Origin of the sequence: Marisediminitalea lipolytica (genome assembly GCF_001758465.1) — a bacterium.
Taxonomy (GTDB): Bacteria; Pseudomonadota; Gammaproteobacteria; order Enterobacterales; family Alteromonadaceae; genus Alteromonas; species Alteromonas lipolytica.
Genome location: NZ_MJIC01000006.1, coordinates 20735 through 47410, shown reverse-complemented (window position 1 = coordinate 47410; position 26676 = coordinate 20735). Strand labels below are relative to the sequence as shown.

21 protein-coding genes are annotated in these 26676 nt (G+C 50.1%); 10 read left to right on the top strand and 11 right to left on the bottom strand.

Going from position 1 to position 26676, the window contains the following annotated elements; genetic code table 11:
* Positions 1-12: 12 nt before the first annotated feature.
* Complete coding sequence (locus BFC17_RS03140) at positions 13-1434, bottom strand: transporter substrate-binding domain-containing diguanylate cyclase (protein ID WP_083271552.1); 1422 nt, start codon at positions 1432-1434, stop codon at positions 13-15.
* A gap of 163 nt (positions 1435-1597) precedes the next feature.
* Positions 1598-2773, bottom strand: a complete 1176-nt coding sequence (locus BFC17_RS03135; RefSeq protein WP_070175014.1) for a thiolase family protein — start codon at positions 2771-2773, stop codon at positions 1598-1600.
* Between the two features lie 273 nt (positions 2774-3046).
* Between BFC17_RS03135 and BFC17_RS03130 the strand changes: the two genes are divergently transcribed.
* From BFC17_RS03130 to BFC17_RS03105, 6 genes are read left to right on the top strand one after another with little or no spacing between them, the layout of a single operon-like run.
* Entirely contained in the window at positions 3047-3448 is a 402-nt protein-coding gene (locus tag BFC17_RS03130) for a MerR family transcriptional regulator (protein WP_070175013.1), read from the top strand.
* A gap of 3 nt (positions 3449-3451) precedes the next feature.
* Positions 3452-4621, top strand: a complete 1170-nt coding sequence (locus BFC17_RS03125) for an isovaleryl-CoA dehydrogenase (RefSeq protein ID WP_070175012.1) — start codon at positions 3452-3454, stop codon at positions 4619-4621.
* 40 nt (positions 4622-4661) lie between these two features.
* Positions 4662-6269 carry a carboxyl transferase domain-containing protein gene (locus BFC17_RS03120; protein ID WP_070175011.1) on the top strand — a complete coding sequence of 536 codons (1608 nt, stop codon included), beginning with the start codon at positions 4662-4664 and terminating at the stop codon, positions 6267-6269.
* A gap of 10 nt (positions 6270-6279) precedes the next feature.
* Positions 6280-7068 carry an enoyl-CoA hydratase/isomerase family protein gene (locus tag BFC17_RS03115; RefSeq protein ID WP_070175010.1) on the top strand — a complete coding sequence of 263 codons (789 nt, stop codon included), beginning with the start codon at positions 6280-6282 and terminating at the stop codon, positions 7066-7068.
* Positions 7069-7071: 3 nt separating this feature from the next.
* The gene (locus tag BFC17_RS03110; RefSeq protein ID WP_070175009.1) at positions 7072-9045 is read left to right on the top strand and encodes an acetyl/propionyl/methylcrotonyl-CoA carboxylase subunit alpha; all 1974 of its coding nucleotides are present in this window, start codon (positions 7072-7074) and stop codon (positions 9043-9045) included.
* A complete protein-coding gene (locus BFC17_RS03105; RefSeq protein WP_070175008.1) occupies positions 9038-9955 on the top strand; it encodes a hydroxymethylglutaryl-CoA lyase in 918 nt (305 codons plus the stop codon). Before BFC17_RS03110 ends, BFC17_RS03105 begins: the two co-directional genes overlap by 8 nt.
* A 26-nt stretch (positions 9956-9981) precedes the next feature.
* On the opposite strand, the gene BFC17_RS03100 is transcribed toward BFC17_RS03105, so the two are convergent.
* Both BFC17_RS03100 and BFC17_RS03095 read right to left on the bottom strand, forming a co-directional pair.
* Positions 9982-11154 (bottom strand): MFS transporter, encoded by a 1173-nt coding sequence (locus BFC17_RS03100; protein ID WP_070175007.1) that lies wholly within the window; start codon positions 11152-11154, stop codon positions 9982-9984.
* 139 nt (positions 11155-11293) lie between these two features.
* Entirely contained in the window at positions 11294-11827 is a 534-nt protein-coding gene (locus tag BFC17_RS03095) for an SRPBCC family protein (RefSeq protein WP_070175006.1), read from the bottom strand.
* Between the two features lie 365 nt (positions 11828-12192).
* On the opposite strand from BFC17_RS03095, the gene glgC reads away from it, so the two are divergent.
* On the top strand, positions 12193-13467 hold the full coding sequence (glgC, locus tag BFC17_RS03090; RefSeq protein WP_070175005.1) for a glucose-1-phosphate adenylyltransferase: 1275 nt from the start codon (positions 12193-12195) through the stop codon (positions 13465-13467).
* Between the two features lie 10 nt (positions 13468-13477).
* On the opposite strand, the gene BFC17_RS03085 is transcribed toward glgC, so the two are convergent.
* Positions 13478-14710 (bottom strand): spinster family MFS transporter, encoded by a 1233-nt coding sequence (locus tag BFC17_RS03085; RefSeq protein WP_083271560.1) that lies wholly within the window; start codon positions 14708-14710, stop codon positions 13478-13480.
* Positions 14711-14908: 198 nt separating this feature from the next.
* Between BFC17_RS03085 and BFC17_RS03080 the strand changes: the two genes are divergently transcribed.
* On the top strand, positions 14909-15727 hold the full coding sequence (locus BFC17_RS03080) for an acyl-CoA thioesterase (RefSeq protein WP_070175003.1): 819 nt from the start codon (positions 14909-14911) through the stop codon (positions 15725-15727).
* Positions 15728-15830: 103 nt separating this feature from the next.
* Here the strand turns inward: BFC17_RS03080 and BFC17_RS03075 are convergent, their stop codons facing one another.
* From BFC17_RS03075 to BFC17_RS03060, 4 genes are all read right to left on the bottom strand, one after another.
* Positions 15831-18782, bottom strand: a complete 2952-nt coding sequence (locus tag BFC17_RS03075; RefSeq protein ID WP_070175002.1) for a TonB-dependent receptor — start codon at positions 18780-18782, stop codon at positions 15831-15833.
* A 79-nt stretch (positions 18783-18861) separates the two neighbouring features.
* The gene (locus BFC17_RS03070) at positions 18862-21507 is read right to left on the bottom strand and encodes a glycoside hydrolase family 16 protein (RefSeq protein ID WP_070175001.1); all 2646 of its coding nucleotides are present in this window, start codon (positions 21505-21507) and stop codon (positions 18862-18864) included.
* 545 nt (positions 21508-22052) lie between these two features.
* The gene (locus BFC17_RS03065; protein WP_070175000.1) at positions 22053-22901 is read right to left on the bottom strand and encodes an HDOD domain-containing protein; all 849 of its coding nucleotides are present in this window, start codon (positions 22899-22901) and stop codon (positions 22053-22055) included.
* Between the two features lie 114 nt (positions 22902-23015).
* Entirely contained in the window at positions 23016-24050 is a 1035-nt protein-coding gene (locus BFC17_RS03060) for a 2-dehydropantoate 2-reductase (protein WP_070174999.1), read from the bottom strand.
* A 104-nt stretch (positions 24051-24154) separates the two neighbouring features.
* Here BFC17_RS03060 and BFC17_RS03055 point away from each other — a divergent pair, with 104 nt between their 5' ends.
* Positions 24155-25384, top strand: a complete 1230-nt coding sequence (locus tag BFC17_RS03055) for a glycosyltransferase (RefSeq protein WP_070174998.1) — start codon at positions 24155-24157, stop codon at positions 25382-25384.
* A 55-nt stretch (positions 25385-25439) separates the two neighbouring features.
* A complete protein-coding gene (locus BFC17_RS03050; protein ID WP_070174997.1) occupies positions 25440-25886 on the top strand; it encodes a hypothetical protein in 447 nt (148 codons plus the stop codon).
* Here BFC17_RS03050 and BFC17_RS03045 read toward each other — a convergent pair whose 3' ends face one another.
* On the bottom strand, positions 25887-26294 hold the full coding sequence (locus BFC17_RS03045; RefSeq protein WP_070174996.1) for a SufE family protein: 408 nt from the start codon (positions 26292-26294) through the stop codon (positions 25887-25889). It lies immediately after the preceding gene.
* Entirely contained in the window at positions 26281-26652 is a 372-nt protein-coding gene (locus BFC17_RS03040; protein ID WP_139141985.1) for a DUF2750 domain-containing protein, read from the bottom strand. The genes BFC17_RS03045 and BFC17_RS03040 overlap by 14 nt, the downstream gene beginning before the upstream one ends.
* Positions 26653-26676: the final 24 nt, after the last annotated feature.

Sequence of the window (26676 nt, the reverse complement as noted above, 5' to 3'; positions counted from 1 at the left end):
AGAGCAGCGCCGTTAGTTTTCGGCAATCATCACCTGACCGCTGTGCTCACGGCGGGCCATATACAACGCCTGACTGGCACGCTCGTACCAGTCGGCAAAGGTCTCACCTTCCTGTAACGCCGCTAAACCAATTGAAAATGGCAACAAACGAATATCATCCCGAGGGTGAGTCTCAATGGCTTCTTTCAAGCGGTCAGCCAGAATTTTTGAAGCGGCAATTGGCGTTTGCGGGCACAAAATAATAATCTGCTCGGCACTCCAGCGGCCGGCAATGTCCACTTCCCGCACGCTACGTAAACACAAACGCGCCAGTTCCCTGACGCCTTCTTCTGAAAAGGCCGAATCGCCGGGGTTAAGACGAACATTTTGTGACGAGAAATCAAATAAAATCAGCGTTGCGGCAGTATGGAAACGATTAAATCTTGAGACTTCGTCTTCCGCCCGGTGCAGCATAAAATTACGGTTATACAGATTCGTCGCCGAATCATGGGAAGATAAAAACTCCAGCATACGGTTTTTCTCGAGTAACACCGATTGCAGGTTTTCCATTTCTTCCTGCTTTAAACGTAATTCCCTGGCGTAGCGACGCATAATATTCCGCCGCCAGAACAATGTTGCCAAAATTACCGCGCCGCAGGCCACGCCCAGCACCGCCATTCGGAAATCCTGCTGATAGTGACGCTTTACATTACTCCAGCGTTTATATATCTCTACCCGTGCCGCCTCCGGGATCTGCTCAATGGCTTTATTCAAATCTTCAACTATTTCAGAGTGCGCTTTATTAACGCCCATTCGCAAGGAGTTATAGGGTTCGGCATAACCCACAACGGCCATTTCACTCATGTTCATTTTATTTATTTCAGAATTAACGCTTAGCATCGCCCCGGCGAATACATCAATTTCACCACGACTAAGGGCACGCAATCCATCCCCTTCCGACTCTGTCAGATGCAAACGCAGTTGTGGGTAATAACGCGCCAGGTACTCGGCTAAAAACGTATTCTTCGCCACACCGAGCAATTGGGAATTCAGGCCATCCAGCCCCTGATACATCACCTTGGCGTCCCGGGCAATCAGCACGTTTGGCGATTCAAAATAAGGAATAGTAAAATTGATATAAACGTTGCGATAAGCCGAGCTGTTCATCATTGCCATTACCATACAGCGGCCGGTTTGCAAAAACTCCAGCGACTGATGAAAGGACTCGGTTTCAACCAGAATAAAGTTAATATCGGCAAGTTCACTGATTATTTGTAAATAGTCCGCCGAAATCCCTACGTGTTTGCCATTACGCAGCATCTCATAAGGAACCCAGGTTGGGTCTATGCAGTAGGTAACTTGTTTAGTGTCGGCATGAACCCTGCCTATGGATAACAGGATACAGATAAAAAGCAGACAATACGCAGGCACAAGTCGAAATTTGAACATCTTCATGTTATTTATTGTTATTTTTCACCAAGTATGCGTCGCACCGTGCTTTAAATCAACTTATCGAGACAAATTCTAATAAAATCAATAAAATATTGTTATGTTATTAACAATAATCCAAACCACTTTAAGACCTTTTACAAGGTCTTAAAGCTTAGTCTGAAAGGCTTTACAACATCTCTACGGCCAGGGCAACACCTTCACCACCACCGATGCACAGTGAAGCAATACCTTTGCTCAGGCCTTTTTGTTTAAGCCCGTGCAGCAGGGTTACCAGAATACGCGCACCGGAAGCACCAATAGGGTGACCAAGGGCACAGGCACCGCCTTTGATGTTAACTTTACTTTCATCCAGGCCCAGCTTTTTAATTGCTAGCATGGTTACCATGGCAAAGGCTTCATTAATTTCAAACAAATCAACGTCATCTTTACTCCAACCCGCTTTTTCCAGCACTTTTTCCATGGCGCCAACCGGGGCAACGGTAAAGTCTTCCGGCGCAATTGAGTTAGTCGCGTGCGCAACCACTTTAGCCAGCGGAGTTAAGCCCAGTTCAGCGGCTTTTGACTCACTCATCACCAACAGTGCTGCTGCACCATCTGAAATAGAGCTTGAGTTTGCGGCGGTAACCGTACCATCTCTTTTGAACGCCGGACGCAGTGAAGGAATCTTCTCTGGTTTAGCAGAGCCAGGACCTTCGTCGGTATCGACTACTACGTCACCTTTGCGAGTCGCAATGGTAACCGGGATGATTTCATCGACAAATGCCCCTGAGCTTATAGCTGCGTTAGCTTTTGACAGGGAAGCAATAGCAAATTCATCCATCATTTCACGGGTCAGGCCTTCAGCATCGGCCGTTGCCTGAGCAAAACAGCCCATCGCCTGACCGTCATAAGCATTTTCCAGGCCGTCCATCATCATATGGTCAAGCACTTTACCATGCCCCATGCGATAACCACCGCGCGCTTTTGGCAGCAGATAAGGCGCACCACTCATGCTTTCCATACCACCAGCAACCACAACACCAGCGCTACCTGATTGAATCATGTCTGACGCCAGCATAACGGCTTTCAGACCAGAGCCACATACCTTGTTGATGGTTAATACACCGGTTGCCAGAGGCAGCTCTGCTTTAAGCGTCGCTTGTCTGGCCGGAGACTGACCTAAACCGGCAGGAAGAACACACCCCATAATCACTTCGTCTACGGCTGCAACATCAATATCGCTGCACGCCGCCTTAATGACTTCGGCTCCAAGGTCGGTGGTTGGCACAGCCGACAACGTTCCCATAAAACCACCCATAGGCGTACGTTTCGCAGCGACAATAACGACAGATTCTTTACTCATAGTTTCCATGCCTCAATTGAGATTTAAATAAATACAGATAACCATCTGCTCTGGCCTGCTACTTCTCCAGCCAACTACTGCACATAGCCTACACCTGTATAAAAAAATAAACACACGACTTTGGTTTTATGTCAGTCGGGACGTTTATAAATTTGACGTTAATTTGTTGTTACATTAAATTTACAATCAACTTAACCCTAACGTTAACGTAAATCATTTTAGCAGTCCTGTGACTACTCACAAATGGTAGGCGAAAATTAAAGGAAACACACAATGCCCCAGAAAAAAGAACAAACCTACTCTATTGGTGACCTCGCTAAAGAATTTGATATTACTCCACGTTCCATTCGTTTCTATGAAGAACAGGACTTACTGAGTCCTGAGCGTACAGGGCAAACACGTATCTACTGTAACAAAGACCGCGTCAGGTTAAAGCTAATACTGCGTGGTAAGAGGTTGGGCTTCTCGTTAGCTGAAATCAAAAACCTGTTTGAACTCTACGATAGCAATGCCAACTCCATGCTGCAACTGGAAGCGATGTTACAGATGACAGAACAAAAACGCGCCATACTGCGACAGCAACTCGACGACATCCAAATGCTGATGAATGAGCTGGATGAAGTGGAAAAACGTTGTCGCGACGAACTGGCCGAATTACAAAAAAGAGGTAGTTAAGCCATGACGACACATTATCCCACGCTCAATTTCGATCTCGGTGAAGAGATCGATATGCTGCGCGAGCATGTTCAACAGTTTGCTCAGAATGAAATTGCCCCGCTGGCCGCTAAAGCCGATGAAGACAACGCTTTCCCCAACGAACTGTGGCCCAAACTGGGTGACATGGGCTTACTGGGCGTAACCGTTAGCGAACAATTTGGTGGCTCAGATATGGGTTATCTGGCCCACACCGTGGCCATGGAAGAAATCAGCCGGGCGTCGGCGGGCATTGCGCTAAGCTATGGCGCTCACTCTAACTTGTGTGTTAATCAGATCTATAAAAACGGTACCGATGCCCAGCGCGAAAAGTACCTGCCTAAACTGGTTAGTGGGGAGCATATTGGCGCGCTGGCCATGAGTGAACCTAACGCAGGTTCCGATGTGGTCAGCATGAAGCTTAACGCCCGTAAAAGCGGCAACAAATACATCCTTAATGGCAACAAAATGTGGATCACCAACGGCCCCGATGCCCACACCTTTGTGATTTATGCCAAAACCGATGTTAACGCCGGTCCTAAAGGCATTACAGCCTTTATTGTTGAGCGCGACTTCCCCGGTTTCAGCCGCGCCCAGAAACTCGACAAACTGGGCATGCGCTCATCCAACACCTGCGAACTGGTGTTTGAAGACTGCGAAGTCCCCGCCGAAAATATTCTGGGTGAAGAAGGCGGTGGCGTGCGCGTACTGATGAGTGGCCTCGACTACGAACGCCTGGTGTTATCAGGTGGCCCGCTGGGCATTATGCAGGCCTGCATGGACGTTGTAGTGCCCTATATTCATGACCGCAAACAGTTTGGCCAGTCCATTGGTGAGTTCCAGCTGATACAGGGCAAAGTCGCCGATATGTATACCCAGATGAACGCTGCCCGCGCCTATGTTTATGCGGTGGCTAAAGCCTGCGATCGCGGCGAAACCGCCCGCAAGGATGCTGCCGGTGCGATTCTGTACTCAGCCGAACTGGCGACCAGAATGGCGCTGGATGCCATTCAGTTACTCGGCGGCAACGGCTATATCAATGAATTTCCCACCGGACGATTATTACGCGACGCCAAATTGTATGAAATTGGCGCCGGGACGTCAGAGATCAGACGCATGTTAATTGGCCGCGAGCTATTTAAAGAATCTGCTTAACAGCATACAAACTAACGACAGGACACCTACAGGAGGCACTATGCCTGTACTGAACAGTCAGGTAAATCCGCAAACCGATGCCTACAAACAAAATCTACAAGGCATGCAAACGGTGGTGGAAGACCTGCACAATACTATTGCTACCATCTTAAAAGGTGGCGGTGAAAAATACGTCGCCCGGCACAAAGACAAAGGCAAATTACTGGCTCGCGAGCGTATCGACGCCCTGCTGGATGCCGACTCGCCATTTTTGGAAATTGGCCAGTTGGCAGCGCATAACGTGTATGGCGAAGACGTACCCTGCGCTGGCGTGGTGGCCGGTATCGGTCTTATTCATGGCACTGAGTGTATGGTGGTTGCCAATGATGCCACGGTAAAAGGTGGCAGCTACTACCCGCTCACGGTTAAAAAACACCTGCGGGCCCAGGCCATTGCCGAGCAAAATCACCTGCCCTGCATTTATCTGGTCGACAGCGGCGGTGCTAACCTGCCCCGTCAGGACGAAGTGTTTCCGGATCGCGAGCATTTTGGCCGCATCTTTTTTAATCAGGCCCGCATGTCGGCCATGAACATCCCGCAAATTGCGGTGGTCATGGGCTCCTGTACCGCCGGTGGCGCCTACGTGCCGGCCATGGCCGATGAAAGCATTATCGTGAAGGAACAAGGCACTATTTTCCTTGCGGGGCCACCATTGGTTAAAGCGGCCACTGGTGAGGAAGTCTCCGCCGAAGAACTCGGTGGCGGTGATGTGCATACCCGCATCTCTGGTGTTGCCGATCACCTGGCGAATAACGATTTGCACGCACTGGACATCGCCCGTAACGCCGTGGCGAGACTTAATCGTAAAAAACCAGCGGCTACCGTAAATCAGCAGGCAAAGCCCCCGCGCTACCCGGCCCATGAGCTGTACGGCATTGTGCCGCAGGATCTGCGCCAGCCCTTTGATGTGCGTGAGGTCATTGCCCGCATTGTTGATGACTCGGATTTCGACGAATTTAAAGCCCGGTATGGCACCACGCTGGTGTGCGGCTTTGCTGCGCTGTATGGCATACCGGTGGGTATTGTGGCTAACAATGGCATTTTATTTGGTGAGTCAGCGCAAAAAGGCGCGCACTTTGTAGAGCTGTGCAGCCAACGCAAAATACCGCTGATTTTTCTGCAAAATATCACCGGCTTTATGGTGGGCAAACAATATGAATCCTCCGGTATTGCCAAACACGGCGCCAAAATGGTGACTGCAGTGGCCTGTGCTAACGTGCCTAAGCTCACGGTACTGATTGGTGGCAGTTTTGGTGCCGGTAACTACGGTATGTGCGGCCGGGCTTACGATCCGCGCTTTTTATTCATGTGGCCCAATGCGCGTATTTCCGTGATGGGAGGCGAACAGGCCGCCGGCGTGCTGGCTCAGGTGAAAAAAGACCAGGCCGAACGCGCCGGCGAGTCCTGGAGTAAAAGCGATGAGCAAGCCGTTAAACAACCGGTTATCGACAGCTACGAACAACAGGGTCACCCCTACTACGCCTCTGCCAGATTATGGGATGACGGCGTTATCGACCCTGCCGACACCCGTCAGGTATTGGGGCTGGCATTAAGCGCCAGTTTAAATAAACCCATCGACGACACGCAGTTTGGCGTGTTTCGGATGTAGGGGGAATCCAATGACAGAATACGTTTTATATGAAGTAGACGAGCGCGGCGTCGCCCGTATCACCCTCAACCGTGCGGATAAACACAACGCCTTTAATGAAACCATGATTGCAGGCTTAACCGCCAGCTTTACCCGCGCCGCTGAAGATAGCAATGTTAAAGTCGTCATCCTGGCGGCTAACGGTAAAAATTTCAGCGCCGGTGCCGACCTTAACTGGATGAAAAAAATGGCCGGATACAGCGAGGCAGAGAACCGCGCCGATGCCATGCACCTGGCCACCATGCTGCACACGCTGCACACCCTGCCAAAGCCAACGATTGCACGGGTTCAGGGCGCGGCGTTTGCCGGCGCAATCGGCCTGATTGCCTGCTGTGATATGGCCGTGGCCTGTAAGCTCAGTAAGTTTTGCTTAAGCGAAACCAAAATCGGCCTGGTGCCTGCCACCATTAGCCCCTATGTGATTGAAGCCATGGGTAAACGCATTGCCAAACGCTATTTTATGACGGCCGAGGTATTTACCGCGCGCCGTGCCCGCCGGTTAGGACTAATCAGCGAAACGGTAAGCGAAGATCAGCTCGATGCCACCATTGAACAGCTCATTGAAGCGCTGCTGAAAAACAGCCCCAATGCAATCAGCGAAGCCAAGGCGCTGGTTGATACGGTAGCCGGACAGCCGCTTGATGAATCCATGCGCAGGCTCACCAGCGACTGGATTGCCCGCATGCGGGTGTCTGAGCAGGGTCAGGAAGGGCTTAGCGCTTTTCTCGACAAGCGCTCCCCTGGCTGGGTTAAGGAGTAAATCATGGCAGTGAAAACCATTAAAAAAGTGCTGATTGCCAACCGTGGCGAGATTGCCTGTCGGATTATTGCCACGGCCCGCGCCAACCATATCTCTTCGGTTGCGGTATATTCTGAAGCTGATCGCCATGCTATGCATGTACAGCTCGCCGACGAAGCCATTGCTATCGGCCCTGCCCCGGCCAGCCAGAGCTATCTGGTGCAGGATAAGATCATCGCCGCCGCCAGACAGTGTGGTGCCGATGCCATCCACCCCGGCTACGGTTTTTTATCGGAAAACGCCGCCTTTGCCCGCCGCTGCGAACAGGAAGGCATTATCTTTATTGGTCCGCCAGCCAGTGCTATCGAAGCCATGGGCTCAAAATCCCGGGCCAAACAAATTATGGAACAAGCGGGCGTGCCGCTGGTCCCGGGTTACCATGGCGAAGAACAAAGCGCAGAGCTACTGCTTGAAGAGTCGCGCCGCATCGGTTTTCCGGTGATGCTTAAAGCCGCCGCCGGCGGTGGCGGTAAAGGCATGCGTCAGGTGATGACCGAAGCGGAATTTCATGCCGCACTGGAAGCCGCTAAACGCGAGGCGAAAGCCAGCTTTGATGATGATCTAATGCTGGTCGAAAAGTTTCTCACCCAACCCCGCCACGTGGAGATTCAGGTGTTTTGCGATGAGCATGGCAACGGCGTGTATTTATTTGACCGCGATTGTTCGGTGCAGCGCCGCCACCAGAAAATTATCGAAGAAGCCCCTGCCCCTGGCATCCCGGATGAAATCCGCCGCCAAATGGGCGAAAGTGCCCTGGCCGCGGCAAAAGCGATTAATTATGTAGGCGCTGGTACCGTGGAGTTCTTACTCGACGGTGACCATTTCTATTTTATGGAAATGAATACCCGCCTGCAGGTAGAACATCCGGTAACCGAGATGGTCAGCGGTGAAGATCTGGTGGCCTGGCAGCTTGCGGTAGCCGCTGGCGAGGTGCTGCCTAAACAACAGGATGAACTACGCTTAAGCGGTCATGCCTTTGAGGTAAGACTTTACGCCGAAGATCCGGATAACGAATTTTTACCGTCGACCGGCTTACTCAAACGCTTGCAGTTTCCTGCTACCGGCAATGGCTTACGGGTGGATACCGGCTTTGCCGAAGGCGATACAGTCAGCGTTCATTACGACCCCATGCTGGCCAAACTAATTACTTTTAGCGACAGCCGTGATGCCGCACTGGCTAAAATGCTGGATTGTCTGGCGCATACCCGGGTGACCGGTGTTACCACTAACCTGCCCTATGTGTATCGGGTGATGCAGCACCCGGACTTTGCCGATGCCCGGCTCACCACCCATTTTATCAGTGAGCACAGTAAAGACCTCGCGCCAGTTGCCTTTAATACAGCGTATTTGCCGATAATGGCGTTTTGCCTTTACCACAGCCAGCTATCCGCCAGCGCGCCCCTTGGTGATAACGCGCTCAGAAGCTTCCGGCTTAATCACCAGCGCCAGCACTATCTGGCACTTACCTGTCAGCACAAAACCACCTTACTGACGGTATGCGCACAAGGTGATCAGTTGCTTATCAGCGATGCAGACTCGCAGTGGTTGGTCAGTGGGCACTGGCAGGCCCAAACCGTCACCATTACCGTGGATGGCTACCAGCGCAGTTATCAGGTTTATCCTGACTCAAACGATGGCTGGGTATTATTTGATGGTGCCATGGCAGTACCCTTTGCGATGCAACGCCCTGATTTTGGCCAGCATGAAGATAATCATGGTAATGACTGTGTAGCCCCCATGAACGGCACCATCGTTAAGCTGCTGGTAGAACCCGGCACGCCGGTCACCAAAGGTACGTCACTGCTAATTATGGAGGCAATGAAAATGGAACACAACGTTAAGGCCCCGGCCGATGGCAAGGTAAACGAATTCTTTTATCAAAGCGGCGATCTGGTTGATGGCGGCGCGCCGCTGCTGGAGTTTATCAGCGATGAGTAATTTACCTGCTCAGGTGAGCATTGTAGAAGTCGGCGCTCGTGATGGCCTGCAAAACGAAGCCAGCTTGATCACCACTGGTACTAAACTCCGGTTTATCGAAGGCCTGGTGAGAGCGGGCTTAACCCGCATCGAGGCTGGCAGCTTTGTCTCCCCTAAATGGGTGCCGCAGATGGCTGACAGTGCCGATATATTTGCAGAATTGCCGCGCAATGCAAACTGCACATTCAGCGCACTAACGCCCAATGAAAAAGGCATGCTTGCGGCAATTGCGGCTGGCGTTGATGAAGTCGCTGTATTCGCGTCGGCGTCGGAGAGCTTTTCCCGGCGCAATATCAATTGTTCGATTACAGAAAGTCTGGCTCGATTCGAGCCGGTTTTTGCGCTGGCTAAGTCGCACAACCTCAAAGTTAGGGGGTATGTCTCTTGTGTTATGGGCTGCCCTTACGAAGGCCCTATCGCGCCAGAAGCGGTGCTAAAAGTAAGCCAGCAATTGCTGGCGATGGGCTGCTATGAAATATCCCTTGGCGATACCATAGGCACCGGCACACCCGGACAAACCCTTACGTTGCTAAATACGCTGATCACTGACATTCCGGTAAATCAACTGGCGGTGCATTTTCATGATACTTACGGGCAGGCACTGGCCAATATTCTGGTGGCGCTGCAGCAGGGTATCAGCGTGATAGACTCAGCCGCCGGCGGCTTAGGCGGCTGCCCTTATGCGGCAAGCGCCAGCGGTAATGTTGCCACCGAGGATGTGGTGTACATGCTAAACGGCATGGGCATTACCAACGGCGTCAATATTGATGCCCTGGTGGCCGCTTCGGCAATGATATTCAATGAGCTTGACCATGGGCCAGCATCACGCTCCATGCGTGCGTTGCTGGCAAAAAACCACGCTGTATTCTAATCAACAGCAGCCTGGCCAGGCGGTTGTCAGGCTGACTGTTTCTCTTTGGGTAAAATAAAACTCAAAGCGATACCCGCCAGTAACATGGCTGCCATGGTCGCCACAATGTTGATATCAAACGCTGCTTTTAGCGCCGCATACAACGCACCGAACCCCAGTAAAATAAGGCCAATTGCGGTATTACTGAACGCCACTAATTCGGTTCTGGCCTGCCCTTCTTTTACATCCAGGCTATAGGTTTTACGGCCCGTCCGTACGCCGGTATGTGCTACCGCCAGTACAAAGAACAATCCACCGGAAATCCATAAAGAGTGACCAGGTAACAGCAATAACCCGACACAGGCAATCAACGCCAGTACGCCAGCCAGCTGCAGGGTTAAGCGTGCGCTGTAGTCGGCAACGCTCCCCCAGATGAAGGACGAGAGCATGGTGGCGGTCGCCTGCGCGCCCAGATAAAACGGCAGTAAACTGGCCGCATCCTGCTCGGTTTCCAGCATAAAATAAGGTGCCACCAATGCACTGTGCACAAACAATCCCCGTACCGCGATAAACTTGTACACCACCGCATCAAAGTCCCACCAGCTATGGCTGCCCTCGTTGTTTTTTCCCTTGGCCTCTACCGTTGTTTTCACTGGCAGTAAAATAAACAGTCCGATTAACATGGCCGCCACTGCCGTAATAATCAGACCAAAAATAAGTGCTTCGCCCAATGCATCAGAGAAAAACAACAGAGGCACAGCGATTAATAACGTGAGAACACCAGAAGTAGTGGATGCTATCCCCAGCAGCTTGCCCCGCTCGCCTTTCTCAGCGACGTCGGCCTGGATATCTTTCATCGTCAGGGAACAGGCCGAACGACCAAGACTCAGCAGGGTCAATCCGCCTAAAATAAACCAGCCCGCAGCGAGTCCCTCAAACCACCATGCCCCTAAAACAATAGTCAGAATGGATAACGATTGAACCACCATCCCTAAACGCCAGATATGGTGACGCGCCGGATAATGCCGTAACACAACACCAATAGCAGCCTGCGGTAACAAAGCGCCTGATTCCCGGATAGGTACCAGCCAGCTAATCATCCAGGCGGGTACACCCAGTGTTAGCATCAGCGCTGGTAGCGTGGTTTTAGCAGAGATAAGCAAATCGGCCAGTTTGGTACACGCCAGACTGGCAATCAGGCGTTTTTTGGTGGGATCCAAGTTATTTAATCAGTCTGAAATTGTGTAAGTCAGACCGCCTTAGTGATTGATTATGCAGTATTATACGCATGAAAAATGGATTGAGATCCAGCTCTGTCCCGCAACAGTGCAGAAGTGTTGATTTTGCGCAATCTAAACACTAGTGGATGGTGTTTTCTACCATGGTTTTGATGTTTTCTAATCCCACCTGAATATCATCGCCTAACTTATCGTCGAAAAATAACAGCTGGTAGCGGTCAAGCAGATTTAAGCCGACATCCCCGCGACTAATCCAGGAGACTTCGGTACCGTTGTCCGTAGGTTGCAGGCGAATATCACCTACGGCCACTACACCGTGCTCGGGGTTATCTACTGCGTAGATAACCTGGCGGTTAAATTGTAACGACGTGATCTCAATAGAACCGCGGCCCAGAATGTCACTTTGCCAGCGGACCCGCATGCCAATAGCCCGGTCCGGGCCGTCGTATGACATCACCGCATTCGGATCCATCCGGTACCAGGTACTCCACTGTTCCCACTTACGCAAATCAACAATGGCGGCGTATACTTCATCAGCCGGTGCATCTATCTCTATGGCGCGTTTGACTTCGTATTCGCCAGGCAGAAAAAAGCCTGTCAGTAAGACAAGAAAAACAACCATCATCAGATTCAGAAACCATTTGTTGCTGCGCATAGTGTCTCCCTGGGCAAACGCTTAGCGGATTATAACATTATTTTAACAAAAAGAGAGTCTAAGCAGCATTTTTGTTGTAAGTTATTAAAAAATGCTAATTGTTCACTAAAAGCCTTGGTTTAAAGCAAATGTGATACCCCGCTGCAAACAGTTTACATACAACAGATCCGTTAGATAACCGGTAACACCATGGATCAATTCTCCTAATGCGTCAAAGTGCCCTTGAGCATTTTTTAATCAGGGCGTAAGATAGTGAAAAATAATGTAATTTAATTACAATAAACTCTATTCTACACTATTATGGAATCGGTCAGTCTGACCGATAGGCAGTAGCCGTTACAACAGCGCGTCGATGGAGAAATAGAATGTCCGACAAGAGCCCACGCTATATAAGTAATCTTACCCGCGATACCTATGCGTTGATCCTCGCCGGTGGCCGGGGTTCACGATTACACGAACTCACTACCTGGCGGGCTAAACCTGCGCTTTATTTTGGTGGTAAATTCCGGATCATCGATTTCCCTCTGTCTAACTGCATCAACTCCGGAATTCGCCGGATCGGCGTAGTTACCCAGTATAAATCCCACTCACTCATTCGCCATCTGGTGCGCGGTTGGGGACATTTCAAAAAGGAACTGGGCGAATCCGTAGAGATTTTGCCAGCATCGCAGCGGTTTTCTGAAAACTGGTACGAAGGTACCGCCGACGCCGTGTTCCAGAATATCGACATTATCCGTGATGAATTGCCAAAATTCGTTATGATTTTATCGGGTGACCATATCTACCGGATGGACTACGCGAACCTGCTTGCCAGCCACGTTGAAACCGGCGCAAAAATGACAGTGTGCTGTATGAAAGTCCCACGCGAAGAAGCGGCCGGTGCGTTTGGCGTTATGTCTGTTGATGAAGATTATCGCATCAAAGGCTTTACCGAGAAACCGGCTGATCCTGACCCACTGCCAAACGAACCGGATTTATGTCTGGCGTCCATGGGTAACTATGTGTTTGACACTGAGTTTTTGTTTGAACAACTGGCCCGCGATGCAAAAACCTCCGGCTCTGAACGGGACTTTGGTAAAGATATTATTCCCAGTATTATTAAAGACCACGACGTATTTGCCTATCCCTTCCAAAGTAACGAAAACGAACATGTATACTGGCGTGATGTGGGTACCCTTGACTCGTTCTGGGAAGCCAATATGGAAATGGTCGCGCCGGTACCGGCACTGAATCTGTACGATCGCAAATGGCCCATCTGGACCTATCAGGAACAGCTGCCGCCGGCCAAGTTCGTTTGGGAAGACGCTGATCGCCGGGGTGAAGCCATTAATTCAGTGGTCTCTGGAGGCTGTATTATCTCTGGTTCGACCCTGCGCCGCTCGCTGTGTTTCTCTAACGTGCGCGTTCACTCTTATGGCCTGATTGAAGAAGCGGTAATCCTGCCAGACGTGGAAATCAAGCGTCACTGTAAGCTGCGCAAAGTGATTATTGATCGCGGTTGCGTTATTCCTGAAGGTTCGGTGATTGGCTACGACCACGATGAAGATCGTCGCCGCGGCTTTAGAGTATCTGAAAAAGGCGTGGTACTGGTGACCCGCGAAATGCTGGGCCAGCCAGTCGGCGGAACAGTCCTTTCCTGATAGCAGTTGCTTAGCGATTACCGCGCCGGACCTTTTCCAGGTCCAGTGGTAATCGCAAAGACGTCCAGCCAAACATCAGAATAGACAACACAAAAGGTAACGCCAGCCACTCGAAAGCCTTTACCAGGCCGTTTAGCTGGCCGTGACTTGTTATGTAATATTCACTGAGTATACCGACAAAAGTCGGCCCACCGCCCAGTGCAATCAAATTAAGCACAAAGAAAAACAACGCGGTAGACATTGCCCGACAGTTTGCCGGTGACAATGTTTGCGCCATGGCGAAACAAGGGCCAAAGTATGTGCCTGACGTCACCTGCAACAACGTAAATCCCGCAATGGCAACCCACAATGAATCGCTGTGAATAGCCACTAAAAAAGCCGGCACGCCTAAACACAATGCCAGTGCAGGCAAGCGCGCATAAGCACCAGGATTACTGCGCCCCCATCGGTCTGCAATCACACCTCCGGCCCACACGCCTAACGCGTACAGGGTGCCATTGATCACGCCAAAGACAATGAGTAACCATACTATGTCGATATCGCTGAACCGGCGCACAAAGTAGTCCATTTGCCAGCCAATCACCGCATAGTTGGCAAAAGAAGATAACGTAATCCCCAGCACCATCCCCCACCAGCAAGGGGTTTTCAGCAGTTGCGCAATACTGTCCAGCATGGGTCTTTGTTGTTCTGCCGGCGATTGTTGGCGTACCGGCTCTTTAACGGTGAATTTCAGTAACACAGCCAGTGCTACACCGGGTAATCCCACGGCAATCATGACTGAACGCCAGTCGGCCTGACCACCACTTAACACAAATGCCGAAGCTAAATATGCCAGCATAATGCCAAAGGGGATCCCCAGCGCGTATAAAGCCATTGCCGTTGCCCGTTCTTTTGCCGGAAACAAATCAGCGATAATGCTGTGCGCCGGCGGCGTACCGCCCGCTTCCCCAATGCCAACACCAATGCGGCATAACGCCAGTTGCAGGTAATTGCCCGCGAGTCCCGACAGCGCAGTAAAACCACTCCACAAAATTAACGACAGGGTGATTATGTTAATTCGGCTGTAACGGTCAGCAAGCCAGGCCACCGGAATGCCCATCACCGTATATAGCACGGCAAAATAAAACCCTTTAAGGTATCCCAGCTGCGCATCATCCAGCCCCAGCTCCTGCTTAATGAAAGGAGATAAGATGCCAATAATTTGCCGATCGATAAAATTAAACGCATAAACCAGAGTGAGCATGAGCAGCACGTAATAACGATAGCGATTGGGTGTGGATTCAACTGGCGGGTTCACTCATGACCTCAGTGCGGTTACTATTTAAAACAAGACTTATACCCCAATATCATTAAGATAAAGTCGGAAGGAGGTAAAAAAGCCGTGATAATACCTTATTCTTCATTTTTTCACTATGAGTTGAGCTCATAACAGGCGCTAAGCATGCATATCGATAAATTACTGGAACACACCGCTGCAGCAGTAAAAAGCGGTGACAATCAATGGACATTTTCTCATCCTGGCCTGCCTGATACCTGGGGCCAGGGGCGCACCGCATTTGGCGGTATTACGGCCGCGATGCTGCATCATGCCTTAAGCCTGGTGGTTGAAGAAGATCGCAGTTTACGGGCTTATCATACTAACTTCGTTGGCCCGGTGAGCTTTGATACGCCAATCGAGCTCGTGGTGGAGAAACTCCGCGCCGGTCGCAACATGACGCAATTTTTGGCGAAGCTGGTTCAAAACGGAGATGTATGTGTCTGTATTCAAGCCTGTTTTGGCGTGAACAGAGAATCAAAAATTAGCATTGATAAGCTTCCCTCACACAGTATGGCGGTTCCGCAAAAACCCAATTATATCCCTCAGATCCCTAAGCTTATGCCTCGGTTTTTCCGCTACTATGATTTAGCCGTAGAACAGGGCCAGTTTCCTTTTAGCTGGAGTAAGCACAGTCATTATCATGGCTGGATGCGATTTAAAGAACCATTGGAAAACTTCAATTATAGCCATCTAATCTCACTGATTGATGCCTGGCCTCCCGCCATTTTACAACAATTAAAACTGCCCGCGCCGGCAAGTACGGTTAGCTGGGACATTGAAATGGTTCAACCGTTAAATATTACCAGTGATAACCCCTGGTTTGGTTACCAGGTTGATACCAGGTTGGCGAATGATGGTTATGCCCACACCGAGGCGACTATCTGGGACGATAAAGAAAGGGTTGTGGCACTGAGTCGTCAAACCATTGCCGTCTTTGGCTAATAAAAAACCCCGGTATCAAGCCGGGGTAAATGAAGTAACGCACAAATTATAATTATTATTACAGCGGTACAGTGATGAGTACCGCTGGTTGGGACTGTCAGGGTTAATTAAAGCCGTAACGCACGCCCAGTGCATAGCGGGTACCGTACTGACGAGCAAACAGGAACTGCTCTTCGTAACGACCATAGCCTTGCTCGGTTTCGTTGTTCAGGTTGAGCGCTTCAAAGAAAACCGTCAGGTTATCGTTAACGTCGTAGTTAACACTCATATCCACCTGCCCATAGTCTTTAAAGAACTGTGGCGGCGCATCGGCAGAGCCCTGGGCTTGCCCTACCCCTAACAAATAGCCATCACGCCAGGCGTAAGTGACTTTAACCGACAGCCCGTCTTTTTCGTAAAACGCCTGGAAGTTAGCCGAATCCCCCAGCCCGGTCAAAGGCGCCTGCTGAGTAAGACTGTTAACATCAAATTCCACATCACCGTTTACAAAGGTGGCATTAACGTTAAAGCCAAAGCCGGACTCACCCAGCATGTGCTGCAACGCCAGTTCAATACCGTCGACGGATTTACCATCAGTATTATTCGGCTGCGACACATTCCATACTATTAACGGGTCAGTGCTGTCTGGTTCAATCTGACCATCAGCATTGCCATGACCATTTGCCAGCATCTGCTCAAAAATGGCCGTACTGGTGGCTTGTTCACCACGGCCTTCGATATCAGCAATCGCCTGCTGATAGCGCGGACCATTGTAGATGTCATACAAGCCATCAATAGTGGTTTCAGTGATCGTGGTCTGAATAAAGTTATCCACGTCTTTTTTAAACCACACAATCGAGGCATAGCTGGCATCACCGTAATAGTACTCCAGCGCTAAATCCAGGTTGGTGGATTCAAAGGGTAACAGTCCGGTATTGCCTTGGGCGCCGGTACGAGCACCTGGTTTGGGACTGCCGCTTAATGCCCGGCCACCAGCCAGGAAACCAAGCGGTGCGCGGGACATGGTTTTACCCCAGGAAACCCGGGCCTGTAATTCGTCGGTAATGTCCAGACGAATATCCAGTGTGGGCAACAGCACATCATAGGAACCTTCCTGGGTTAAGTAATTCGCCGTACCACCTTGTTCGTACTGCATGATCCATTCTGACGCACTTACCCAGTTAACCTGTTGTTCGACACGCTGACGAACCGTACTGGTAACATCGGTTTCTTCATAACGGGCACCGGCCATAATCTCAACCGGGAAATCCGCCACTTCAAATTCCCACTCGGTCTGTAAATAAATACTATTGGTAACTTCTTCTACAAAACTCTCGCCGTCGATGCCGTCAAAATAAGCATTGGGTACATACACATCAGCTCCTACTACATCTTCGGTCAGGAAAGCCATCTGACGAGCAATGGCCTCGTCAAAATCATAGGTGTAGTAATAGTTTGGCATCAGATCGCCACCGCCACCGGCAAACTCATCCAGGAAGCTTCCGGTTTCATGACGAATAAACATACTGTCCGGGAAAATCTCCGGGAATGACGGGTTAAACCCCGGGCCACCACGCAAACCACTCCAGGCATTAGAGCCACTCATGGTCTGTTCGGTGCGGGCAACACCAAATTTTACTGCCGCCATGGGAATATCAAAATAGGAGTTAAACCATTCACCATCGATTTGTAATTGCTCCACCGTTGACTCACCCGGAGAGTGAATAAACTGACTGAAGTTAGAATCGATTTCGCCTGGCATCAACTCATTGGTACCGTTTTGCCACTGAATATAAGCGTGCGGGATTTCACCATTACGATAATCGTAAATTTTGGTAATAAGCTTATCTGAGCCCAGGATAATCTGCCCGTTGCTACCCATACCATCGTCAGCACCGTTGTCGATTTCATTACTGGAATCATGGTAGTCAAAGGCCAGTTTCAGGTCGTCAGAAACCTGCCAGTCAAAGTTAAAACCGATGGATCTGGCTTCCACTTCAGTGGTTTCACGGAAAGCCGTAAACGACCCGTCGTTGCCACCAATGTCTGCATAAATCGCAGTTCCGTTTTCATCCAGCTCATAACCATTAATGTTACCGCCAAACTCGTTCCAGATACCCCAACCTACACTTTGTAATCCCACCACCGCTTTGGTCATGGTGTAGTCAACCGTCATGGTCATGTCGTCGTTAGGCGCGTACTGCAAGGTAAGCTGACCATTGGTCCGGTCGTTTTCGACATTGTCGATACCGTAGTTCATGTCTTTCGGGAAGAAGTGATTACCAATACGGTTACCTTCTTCATCTACGGCGCGCGGATCAATCATGGTTGCTTCATTAAACTCAGGCAGGTCAACATTGGCCTGCCAGCCCTGAATATTGGCCTGCTGGCGCTGAAAATCGCGCTGATAATGGGAAAAGCTGGCCGCAAAACCAAATTTGTCATCAAAAAAGGTGTTGCTGTAAATGCCCGCTATTTCTGGCGTTACATCGTCCCCTTCAACCACCGAGGAGTCGTGCATGGCTTTGGCCATAAACGAATAACGCTGGCCGGGGCGTTGTAAAGGTTTGGCCGTAACAATATTCACCGTGGCACCCAGGCCACCACTGGGCAGTTCCGCTTTACCGGTTTTATACACTTCCAGCGCACTCACGCCTTCAGACGATAAATGCTGCAGGCCATAAGAGCGGGTAAAACCGGTGCCGGGCATTTGCCGGCCGTTTAAAGTAATCAGGTTAAAGCTGGGGCCAAAACCACGTACGGTAATTTCACTACCCTCACCGTTTGAGCGGCTAACCGCTACACCAGTAATACGTTGCAATGACTCGGCCAGGTTTGAATCGGGGAATTTACCCATTTCTTCAGCGGAAATGGCATCCATTACCCCTGGCGTGCTGCGTTTAATATCCATAGCACGGATAAGACTGCCGCGGATCCCCTGGACCTCGACAATTTCAATCACCGGCTCTTCTTCTGTCTGACTGGTTTCCTGTGCTGACACAGGCAGGCCTGCGGTGCCGAGTAATAACCCTACTGCTACCGCCAGGCGTTTTTTATTAAAGGTTGTGTCGTTCATCATTCGATACTCACGTTTTATTCTTTACCTTGTGCAGGCGGCAGCAAGTCATGACCGCTGCCACCTGCGCCTGGCTGCGTTACTGCGCAGCAATCTCGGCGTTATCGATTCGGTAGACCGCTCCGTCACCGGTGCCCCAGGCAGGGAACACCATCAGGACGTTGATATCACTGATATCCAGACCGGCATTGAACAGCTGCTCTAAGGTAAAGGTGTAGGTTTGCCACTGGCCCAGTACTGGTGTTACACCTTCCACGCTATCGGTCAGATCAAGCTCGACTGCGGTTGCCGCACCGGTGGATTCGATTTTGAATTTCCACACGGCATCCGGGCTGGATGGGTTAGACACCACTTTCATGTCAAAGCGAACAACGCCAGTGCTTAAGAAACCTGACGCATCGTAGAACACGCCTTCATCGGCCAGGAAGCCCATTACTGTTGGCTGTGCGCCAATGATGAACTGTGCTACGGCACCCTTGCTGTCATCTTCATCGGTTTCAACCGTTGGTGTAGAACCGCCACAACAATCCCAGATAGACCAGCCATCGGCAGCGACATCGGCAAACAGTCTGATACCGTTGGCAGAGACCGCGGACGGATCATAAATTTTGGCGTTATCAACACGATATACCGCACCGTTGCCGGTACCCCAGGCAGGGAAAATCATGAATACATCGATGGCACTTACGTCCAGACCAGCGGCCGCTAAATCAGCCATTTTGAAGGTATAGGTCTGCCATTCACCGGTGACTGGCACTACACCTTCCACGCTGTCAGTAATTGGCAGCTCAACCGCTGTCGAACCATCGCTGGACTCCAGTTTGATTAACCAGCTTGAATCCGGGCTTGATGGTGCATCCACCACCTTCATTTCAAACTCAAGCAGGCCAGTTTCTACGATTGTGCTGGCATCAAACGGCTTGTCTCCACCACCATTCGCGCTGCGGGTAATGAAGCCCATTACAGTTGGTGCTTCGCCGATTGAGAACTGGGCAACCATGCCATGTTCGTCGTCATCGATTTCCTCGGTTGGCATTGAACCACCACAGCAATCCCACATGACCCAATCCGGATTCTCACCGTCTTCAAAGAACACCAGTTCAGGCGCTGGCGCGGTAATTTCTACATTGTCCAGTTGATATACCGCACCTTCACCGAGGCCCCAGGCCGGGAATACCATCAGTACGTCAATGGCACTCACATCAAGTCCCATATCAGCCAGCATTTGCAGAGGGAAAACATAGGTTTGCCACTCGCCTACCACTGGCGTTACGCCATCAATGTTGTCGGTTAAAGGCAGTTCAGCCGCACTGGAGGCATTATTACTTTCTACTTTGAATAACCAAGCAGCATCCGGGCTGGACGGTGCTGATACAATTTTCATGTCAAAAGAAATCACGCCGTTTTCCAGCATACCGGAACCATCAAAGGGCGATGCCTGACCGTTTTCGTCAGTAATAAACTCTGCACGGCTGATAAATCCGTTAACCGTCGGTTGTGCACCCACATAAAACTCGTACACGCCGCCCATGTCGGGATCGTCAACAATCATTGGCGTTGAACCGCCACAACAATCCCAGGCAGGCCAGTTAGGGTTAGCCGCTTCGGTAAAAATAGTCAGGTTTTGCACCGTACCCGCAGACGGCGGTGATGGAATGGGCGCTTCGCCTTCTACCAGTGCATCCTCGTAATCGTTGTAACCAGGACGGACGGTTTCACAGCCTTTGCCAGTATCCGGATCAGACGCGCATTGATAAACGTGAACATAGTCAATAACGTATTCCTGACCATTGGCGAATGCATCGGCATCAATACCCAGATTGTTTACGTTTTCAGGCCAGTCGCCACCCACAGCAAGGTTAAGCAATAAGTGGAATTCCTGATCGAATGGCGCATTGTCCCAGTGGGTGGTTAACTCACCGGTGATTTGATCGTAATATTCAGCAAACCAACCGCGGTGGCTCAGGCCCACGGCTTCGTCTTTGGAGTTATAACGTACGGTCGATTTGCGTTGAGTGGCATACAGATAACCGTCGACATACCAGCGGATCTCACCTTCCTGCCATTCAATGGCATAGGTATGAAAATCATCAGCCGGATTTTTATCCGCCGGGAACTCATAAGCTTTGCCTGAGTTCACATTGTTTGGCCACTCACGACCGTAATGCAGGGTGCCGTGAATGTTAGATTCAGCATTACCTTCAGCGTCAACCACTTTCAGGTTAACGGCTTCCATAATGTCAATTTCACCGGATTTCGGCCACCCACCATAGACATAGTCGGTAGGTAACATCCAGAATGCTGGCCAGCTACCCTGCCCTGAAGGTAATTTAGCGCGCATCTCAAAGCGACCGTATTTAAAGTCACCTTTGTAGCGCGTGTTCAGACGAGCTGAGGTATAAGGTTTCTCTGCGCCTTCTTCAGCCGGTAATGCAACAATGTGCAGCATGCCGTCAGCAACATAAGAGTTGGCCGGGTCGTCGGTATAACACTGTTGTTCGTTATTACCACCACCTGCGCAATTTACTTCGTGTGTCCATTTAGCGCTATCAATTGCGCTACCATCAAAATCATCACTCCAGACTAACTCCCAGTCAGTCACCGGTTGCGCCGGATCCACTGCAGTAAAGTCTGATTCTGTTTTGGCGCTACCGCCACAACCCATCAGCGTTGCCGCGGTCATTGTGGCAAGCAACCGTGATAGTTGCATTGTTGTGTTTTTCATTCTTCAGCCCCGATCTAAACGGAATTTATTTAGCGTCACTTCCGGCTGTCCTCCGCCGCATTAGTGTAAGCGCTTACATAATTAATTAAAAAATGATGTAAGCGCTTACAGAGATTATTACATAAAATACGAGAAGTAAATTCAAATTAACAATTTTTTTACCAACAACCGCGAGTCATAATGCACACAAATAATTACAGCTAACAACGAACCAACGCCATTAGCGCACACTAGATCAAAACAACAAACTCATGTTTTATTTGTATTTTTAATTTTCATCAGCGATCAGGTTTCGATTTAGTCATAGGAAAAATAAGGCGTATTCGCCAGGCACTTGCTCACAAGCGAAGAATAGAGGCGATTTTTCAGAGCAAAACACATGGTTAATTTTTTAACAATTAACATGGCGGAAATATCAGTTTTTGGCAGATTGGAGCGCGATACAACAGCAATTTATGTAAGCGCAAACATTACTTAATGCAAAGCCACAGCAACGATAAGGCTGTCATTAACGGCCTTATAACGACTCAGAGCAAAAAAATTGGCTAGTACAGCATGAAAGCATTAGGGTTAAACAAACTCATCACGCTTAAACATTGTAGATTGGTGATATCCAGCGCGTCTTCCAAATCTTCATGGGCAAGATCCAGAGACTCATGCAAATGAGGCACTAAGTTATTGTAGCTTGGATAGACATCGGTATTCACGTTGTCGAGGGCCAGGACGTAGGAAAGTTGCAGAATCTGTACATCCAGATCGCTGGCTGGCGTCTCAATATCGTGGATTTTGTCGATAGGTTGGTAAATTGGCGCCGGTATGCCCCACCCTTCAATAATGAGGGCTGAGAGTTCGGTGTAAGTAAAACCACAAATCGCCTGCTGCAGCTCAGCGGGTTTAACCCGTGCATTAAATGCCATGCATCGCTGGGCCTCTTTGGGAAACATAGACACCACAACTAACTCACCAATATTATGTAACAATCCGGCGACAAATAATCTTTCTGACTCACGGTGTTTTTTCTGCTCGGCCAGATATTTCGCCAGCAGTCCACAGCTCACGCTTTGCTCCCAAAAGTGGTCAAGATCGATGATTTTGGCTTCTACATTTCGAAAAGCGTGAGAAATCCCATAAGCCAGCGCAAGATCATAAGCGGCGCGGGTACCAATGACCTGCAACGCTTTGGTAATGGTATCGATACGGTTAGGGAATTTATATAAGGCGCTGTTAGCCACTTTTAGCAACTGACCGGTCAGGGCGGGGTCAAAGGCGATTATCTCACCAATATCTTCCATACTCGCGGCGCTATCGTCCATACACGCCTTAAGTCGGGTTACCGCCTCTGGTAATACAAAGACACCTGTAGCTAGAGTTGCGATATCAGACACATTTTTCATAATTAAGCCTCTGCTGCGAGAGCAATCCATTCTTCACTATCATTCACAACATTTACTACCCTCTCCGCTAGTGGTATAGCGTATCACGGCCGTATCCGCCATATAATTAATGGATTATTTCAAGTGTAGTCGATATTTCAAAGTCTTCCCGTCTAAAATCCCACGGGATTCGTCTGATTTAGCCGCTTCAAGTGCCTTTACCAGTGCTGTTACCTTGTTATTTAACGGGCAGGACAGCCTCACTTGTCCGGCATAATGGTTAAGCGCCCCGTTCAGATAATCAATTTCGGTTTGCTTACCCTGCGCTATATCCCACCACATCGACGAACGGGCATTATCATCGATATGCAACATCGCACTGGCCAGCCGTCGAAACAACCAGGTGGGTAACCGCAATAATACTGGTAACCAGCGCGCCGGGAGCCGGGTCAGGCGGGGTAATCTTATCCCACGAGCAGCAGCGACTGCCAGTAACTCATCCATAAGTAAGGCAATCACCTCGCGACAGGCTTTATCCAGCAGCATCGTTTTTACTGGCTGATTAACAATGGTGTTAATACTGTTGGCCAGGTTGAGTTGTAGTTTTGCCCAGGCAATGGCTTGTATATCGTGGCGCAAGCTCACGGTCAGTAACGGATGGGCAATGTTCTGCAGAGCCTGGTTAAGTGTAGGTTCAAAGTGGTGAGGCTGCTCAATATACATTCCTCCTTGGGTGGCTTTATGCAAGGAACAACGGGTCGCGTCCCAGACCACATTACACCCAACTATAGCCTGTAACAGCGTTACCGCAGGTAAATAACGGCGGGCCATGTCCGGCGCGCCCAGACCATTTTGGCAACAAATAACCACACAGTGCTCGCCCAGCTTGCTTTGCAACGCCTTTAAGGTACTTTCAAGAGCCGTATTTTTAACCGTAAGCCACACCACTGTGCGGGTAATAAGGTTTGGAATAACAGTACTGCACTGGTTTTCAGCCGCTTGGTACGCCTGCTCATGACCGGCGTAATCGGTTAACGTGACGCCTTGTGTTAAACGTGTAAGCCATGGCTCGCGCCCAACAAAACCGACCTGAGCCCGCTGGCCGATTAAACTGCCAAGGAAACAGCCAATCAGTCCGCTTCCAACAATAAGATGGCGATACTCTGTCATGCACGGGGTCCCTGCCTTTAAATCAGTTCTCATGGTAGCTGACTTTGCTCCCCACTCAATGATAAGCCATGATATATTGCGTACTTTTTTAAACGGGCAAGAGTATGACAGCAAAGGTGTTAGTAATTGGTGCGGTTTGGCCGGAATCAAAATCTTCCGCCGCCGGGCAAAACATGGCTGCCCTGCTGACACATTTTAACGCTCACAACTATACCGTGCATTTTGCCACTGCCGCGGCCGAAAGTGCCCATACCGACCCCGATATCAGCCGCATCTGCACGTTACATACCATTGCCCTAAACGACAAAAGCTTTGACGATTTTATCGCCGGGTTAAAGCCTGACATCGTGGTTTTTGACCGCTTTATGACCGAAGAGCAGTTCTCAGCCAGAGTACGCAAAGCTTTCCCTCAGGCAATGCATATTCTCAATACCGAGGATTTACACAGTTTACGTCATGCCCGGCATGAAGCCGTAAAACAAGGTATGCGTGCCAGCGATGCTCAGCTCAACAATGCATTCGCCCAGCGTGAAATTGCCGCGATTTTGCGCTCAGATCTTAGCTTAATTATTTCCGCTGCCGAATATGAGTTGCTGACCAATTACTATCAGGTGTCAGCACAGCAACTACATCTATTTCCACTTCAGCAGCCCATAGCCATTACCCAGGAAACACTGCCATTTAACCAGCGCCAACATTTTATTACCGTGGGTAATTTTCGCCACGCCCCCAACTGGGACGCGGTATTACAGTTAAAACAGTTATGGCCATCCATTCGTTCGGTCTTACCTGAGGCAGAATTACATATTTACGGTGCCTACCCACCGAAAAAGGCCACCCAGCTCCACAACGCTAAACAAGGTTTTATTATTAAAGGCTGGGTAGATGATATTCAGACAGAGATGGGAGCAGCCAGAGTATGCCTGGCCCCACTGCGCTTTGGTGCCGGCATCAAAGGCAAACTGCTTACGGCCATGCAACACGCTACCCCAAGTGTCACCACGGCTATTGGCGCTGAAGGCATAGCTAATGAAAACGACTGGCCCGGGGCTGTGGTAGATGCCGCTGATCCGTCTTCCTTTGCGCAAAATGCCGTACAGCTCTACCAATCTGAGGGCCTCTGGCAACAGGCCAGCAACAAAGCCCGGCAACAGGCCAAAAGCTACCAGCAAAGTCAGACAACGGCGGTGGGCCAGTTATTCGACAAAATCGCCACTACGATGCCACAAATAACGGCTTACCGGCAGGGATTGTTTATGCAAAGTTTGTTGTGGCACCACAGCCTGCGTTCGTCACAATTTATGAGTCAGTGGATCGAAGCAAAAAACCGCTAATCAGTTTTAGCGTTGTTACCGTATAAGCGTTATCAGTTCCCACAGAGCCCGGATAATGAAAACGTTAACGAAATGCGCAGCCGTTATAATCATTGCCTTTGCTGCTCTGCCAGCAACCGCGCAGTCGCGTATTCCGTCTCATGATTTAATGGCGTTATGCCAGGGCTTAGGCCAGGCCGTAACCAGTGTTTCTCAGGGGCGTGAACAACGTATCGATGATGAGCAAAACGAGGGAATTCAGGTACTGAAACGACTATCAGCTCACAGTGGTACTGACTTTATAACCCCGATAACCACATTTTTGCAGCGGGCCGATAGCCTGCCCTTTCTGGTCCAGGGCATGTTGTACACCCATGCTTGCTGGCACAGCTATCAGGATAATCCGGCCAAGGTCAGTCTGATGGCGTCGCTGCTACCCTACCGGTGTGATTTATCATCGCCAACCATGGCGTGCATAGACCGGGCGTTTCTCACCCTGCCCCAACAAGCCGAGCCGATTTAATTAGCCCGGCTGCTCAGACTGGACACGTAACTGTTTTATTACCTCGTTAATGCCGTTCGCCCGGGACTGACTGAGATAACGTTGCAGCTGCACTGCCTCAAACCAGCTGGAAAAGTCAAACTCACTAAGCGCTGGCTTGGTGAGTTGCCGGACTTTTTCCTGGATCACCGCCAGTACACCACGCAATATCTTACTGTCTGACCAGGCTTGCATTACCAGTTGGTTATCTACAACGCTAACGCGCAGCCACACCCGGCTTTGGCAACCTTTTACTTCCGTTTCCTCACTGCGCTGTTCTGCCGGCAGTGGCTCCAGCGCTTTGCCTGCCAGCATAAGCTGTCGCAGCAGGTTATCCCAACCACGGGTGTTGGTAAGCTGGTCCGCCAGCGGCGTATTACTCGTTGTCATCGGCTAACTGTAAAAGTAATTCATCGGCAGATGTAACGATACCCTCGCGAAGCGAGCCTGACGGAAACAACATCACTGCAATCTGGTTTTTCTTAAGTCCCGGCAACCAGGTGGCGGTAAATTCCTGTAACGGAATAGCCTGTGGCTTACTGTCTGGCAGGTCTTTACGCTGCCAAAACGCCACACTGGCTTCATCGGGCCACAATGGCAGACAGGTTTGGGTTTCGCTGTCGACCATAACCCAGCCTTCTGTGCCCATTAATCCCCAGATGAACTGGTTTTCCAGTACTCTGTCTATTAGTAGTTCTGCGCGCTCGCGGGCTGGTAACTGGCTTTCGTGTTGTGCTTGTTCGCTCATGGTATCGTTATGCTGTGTTAAATG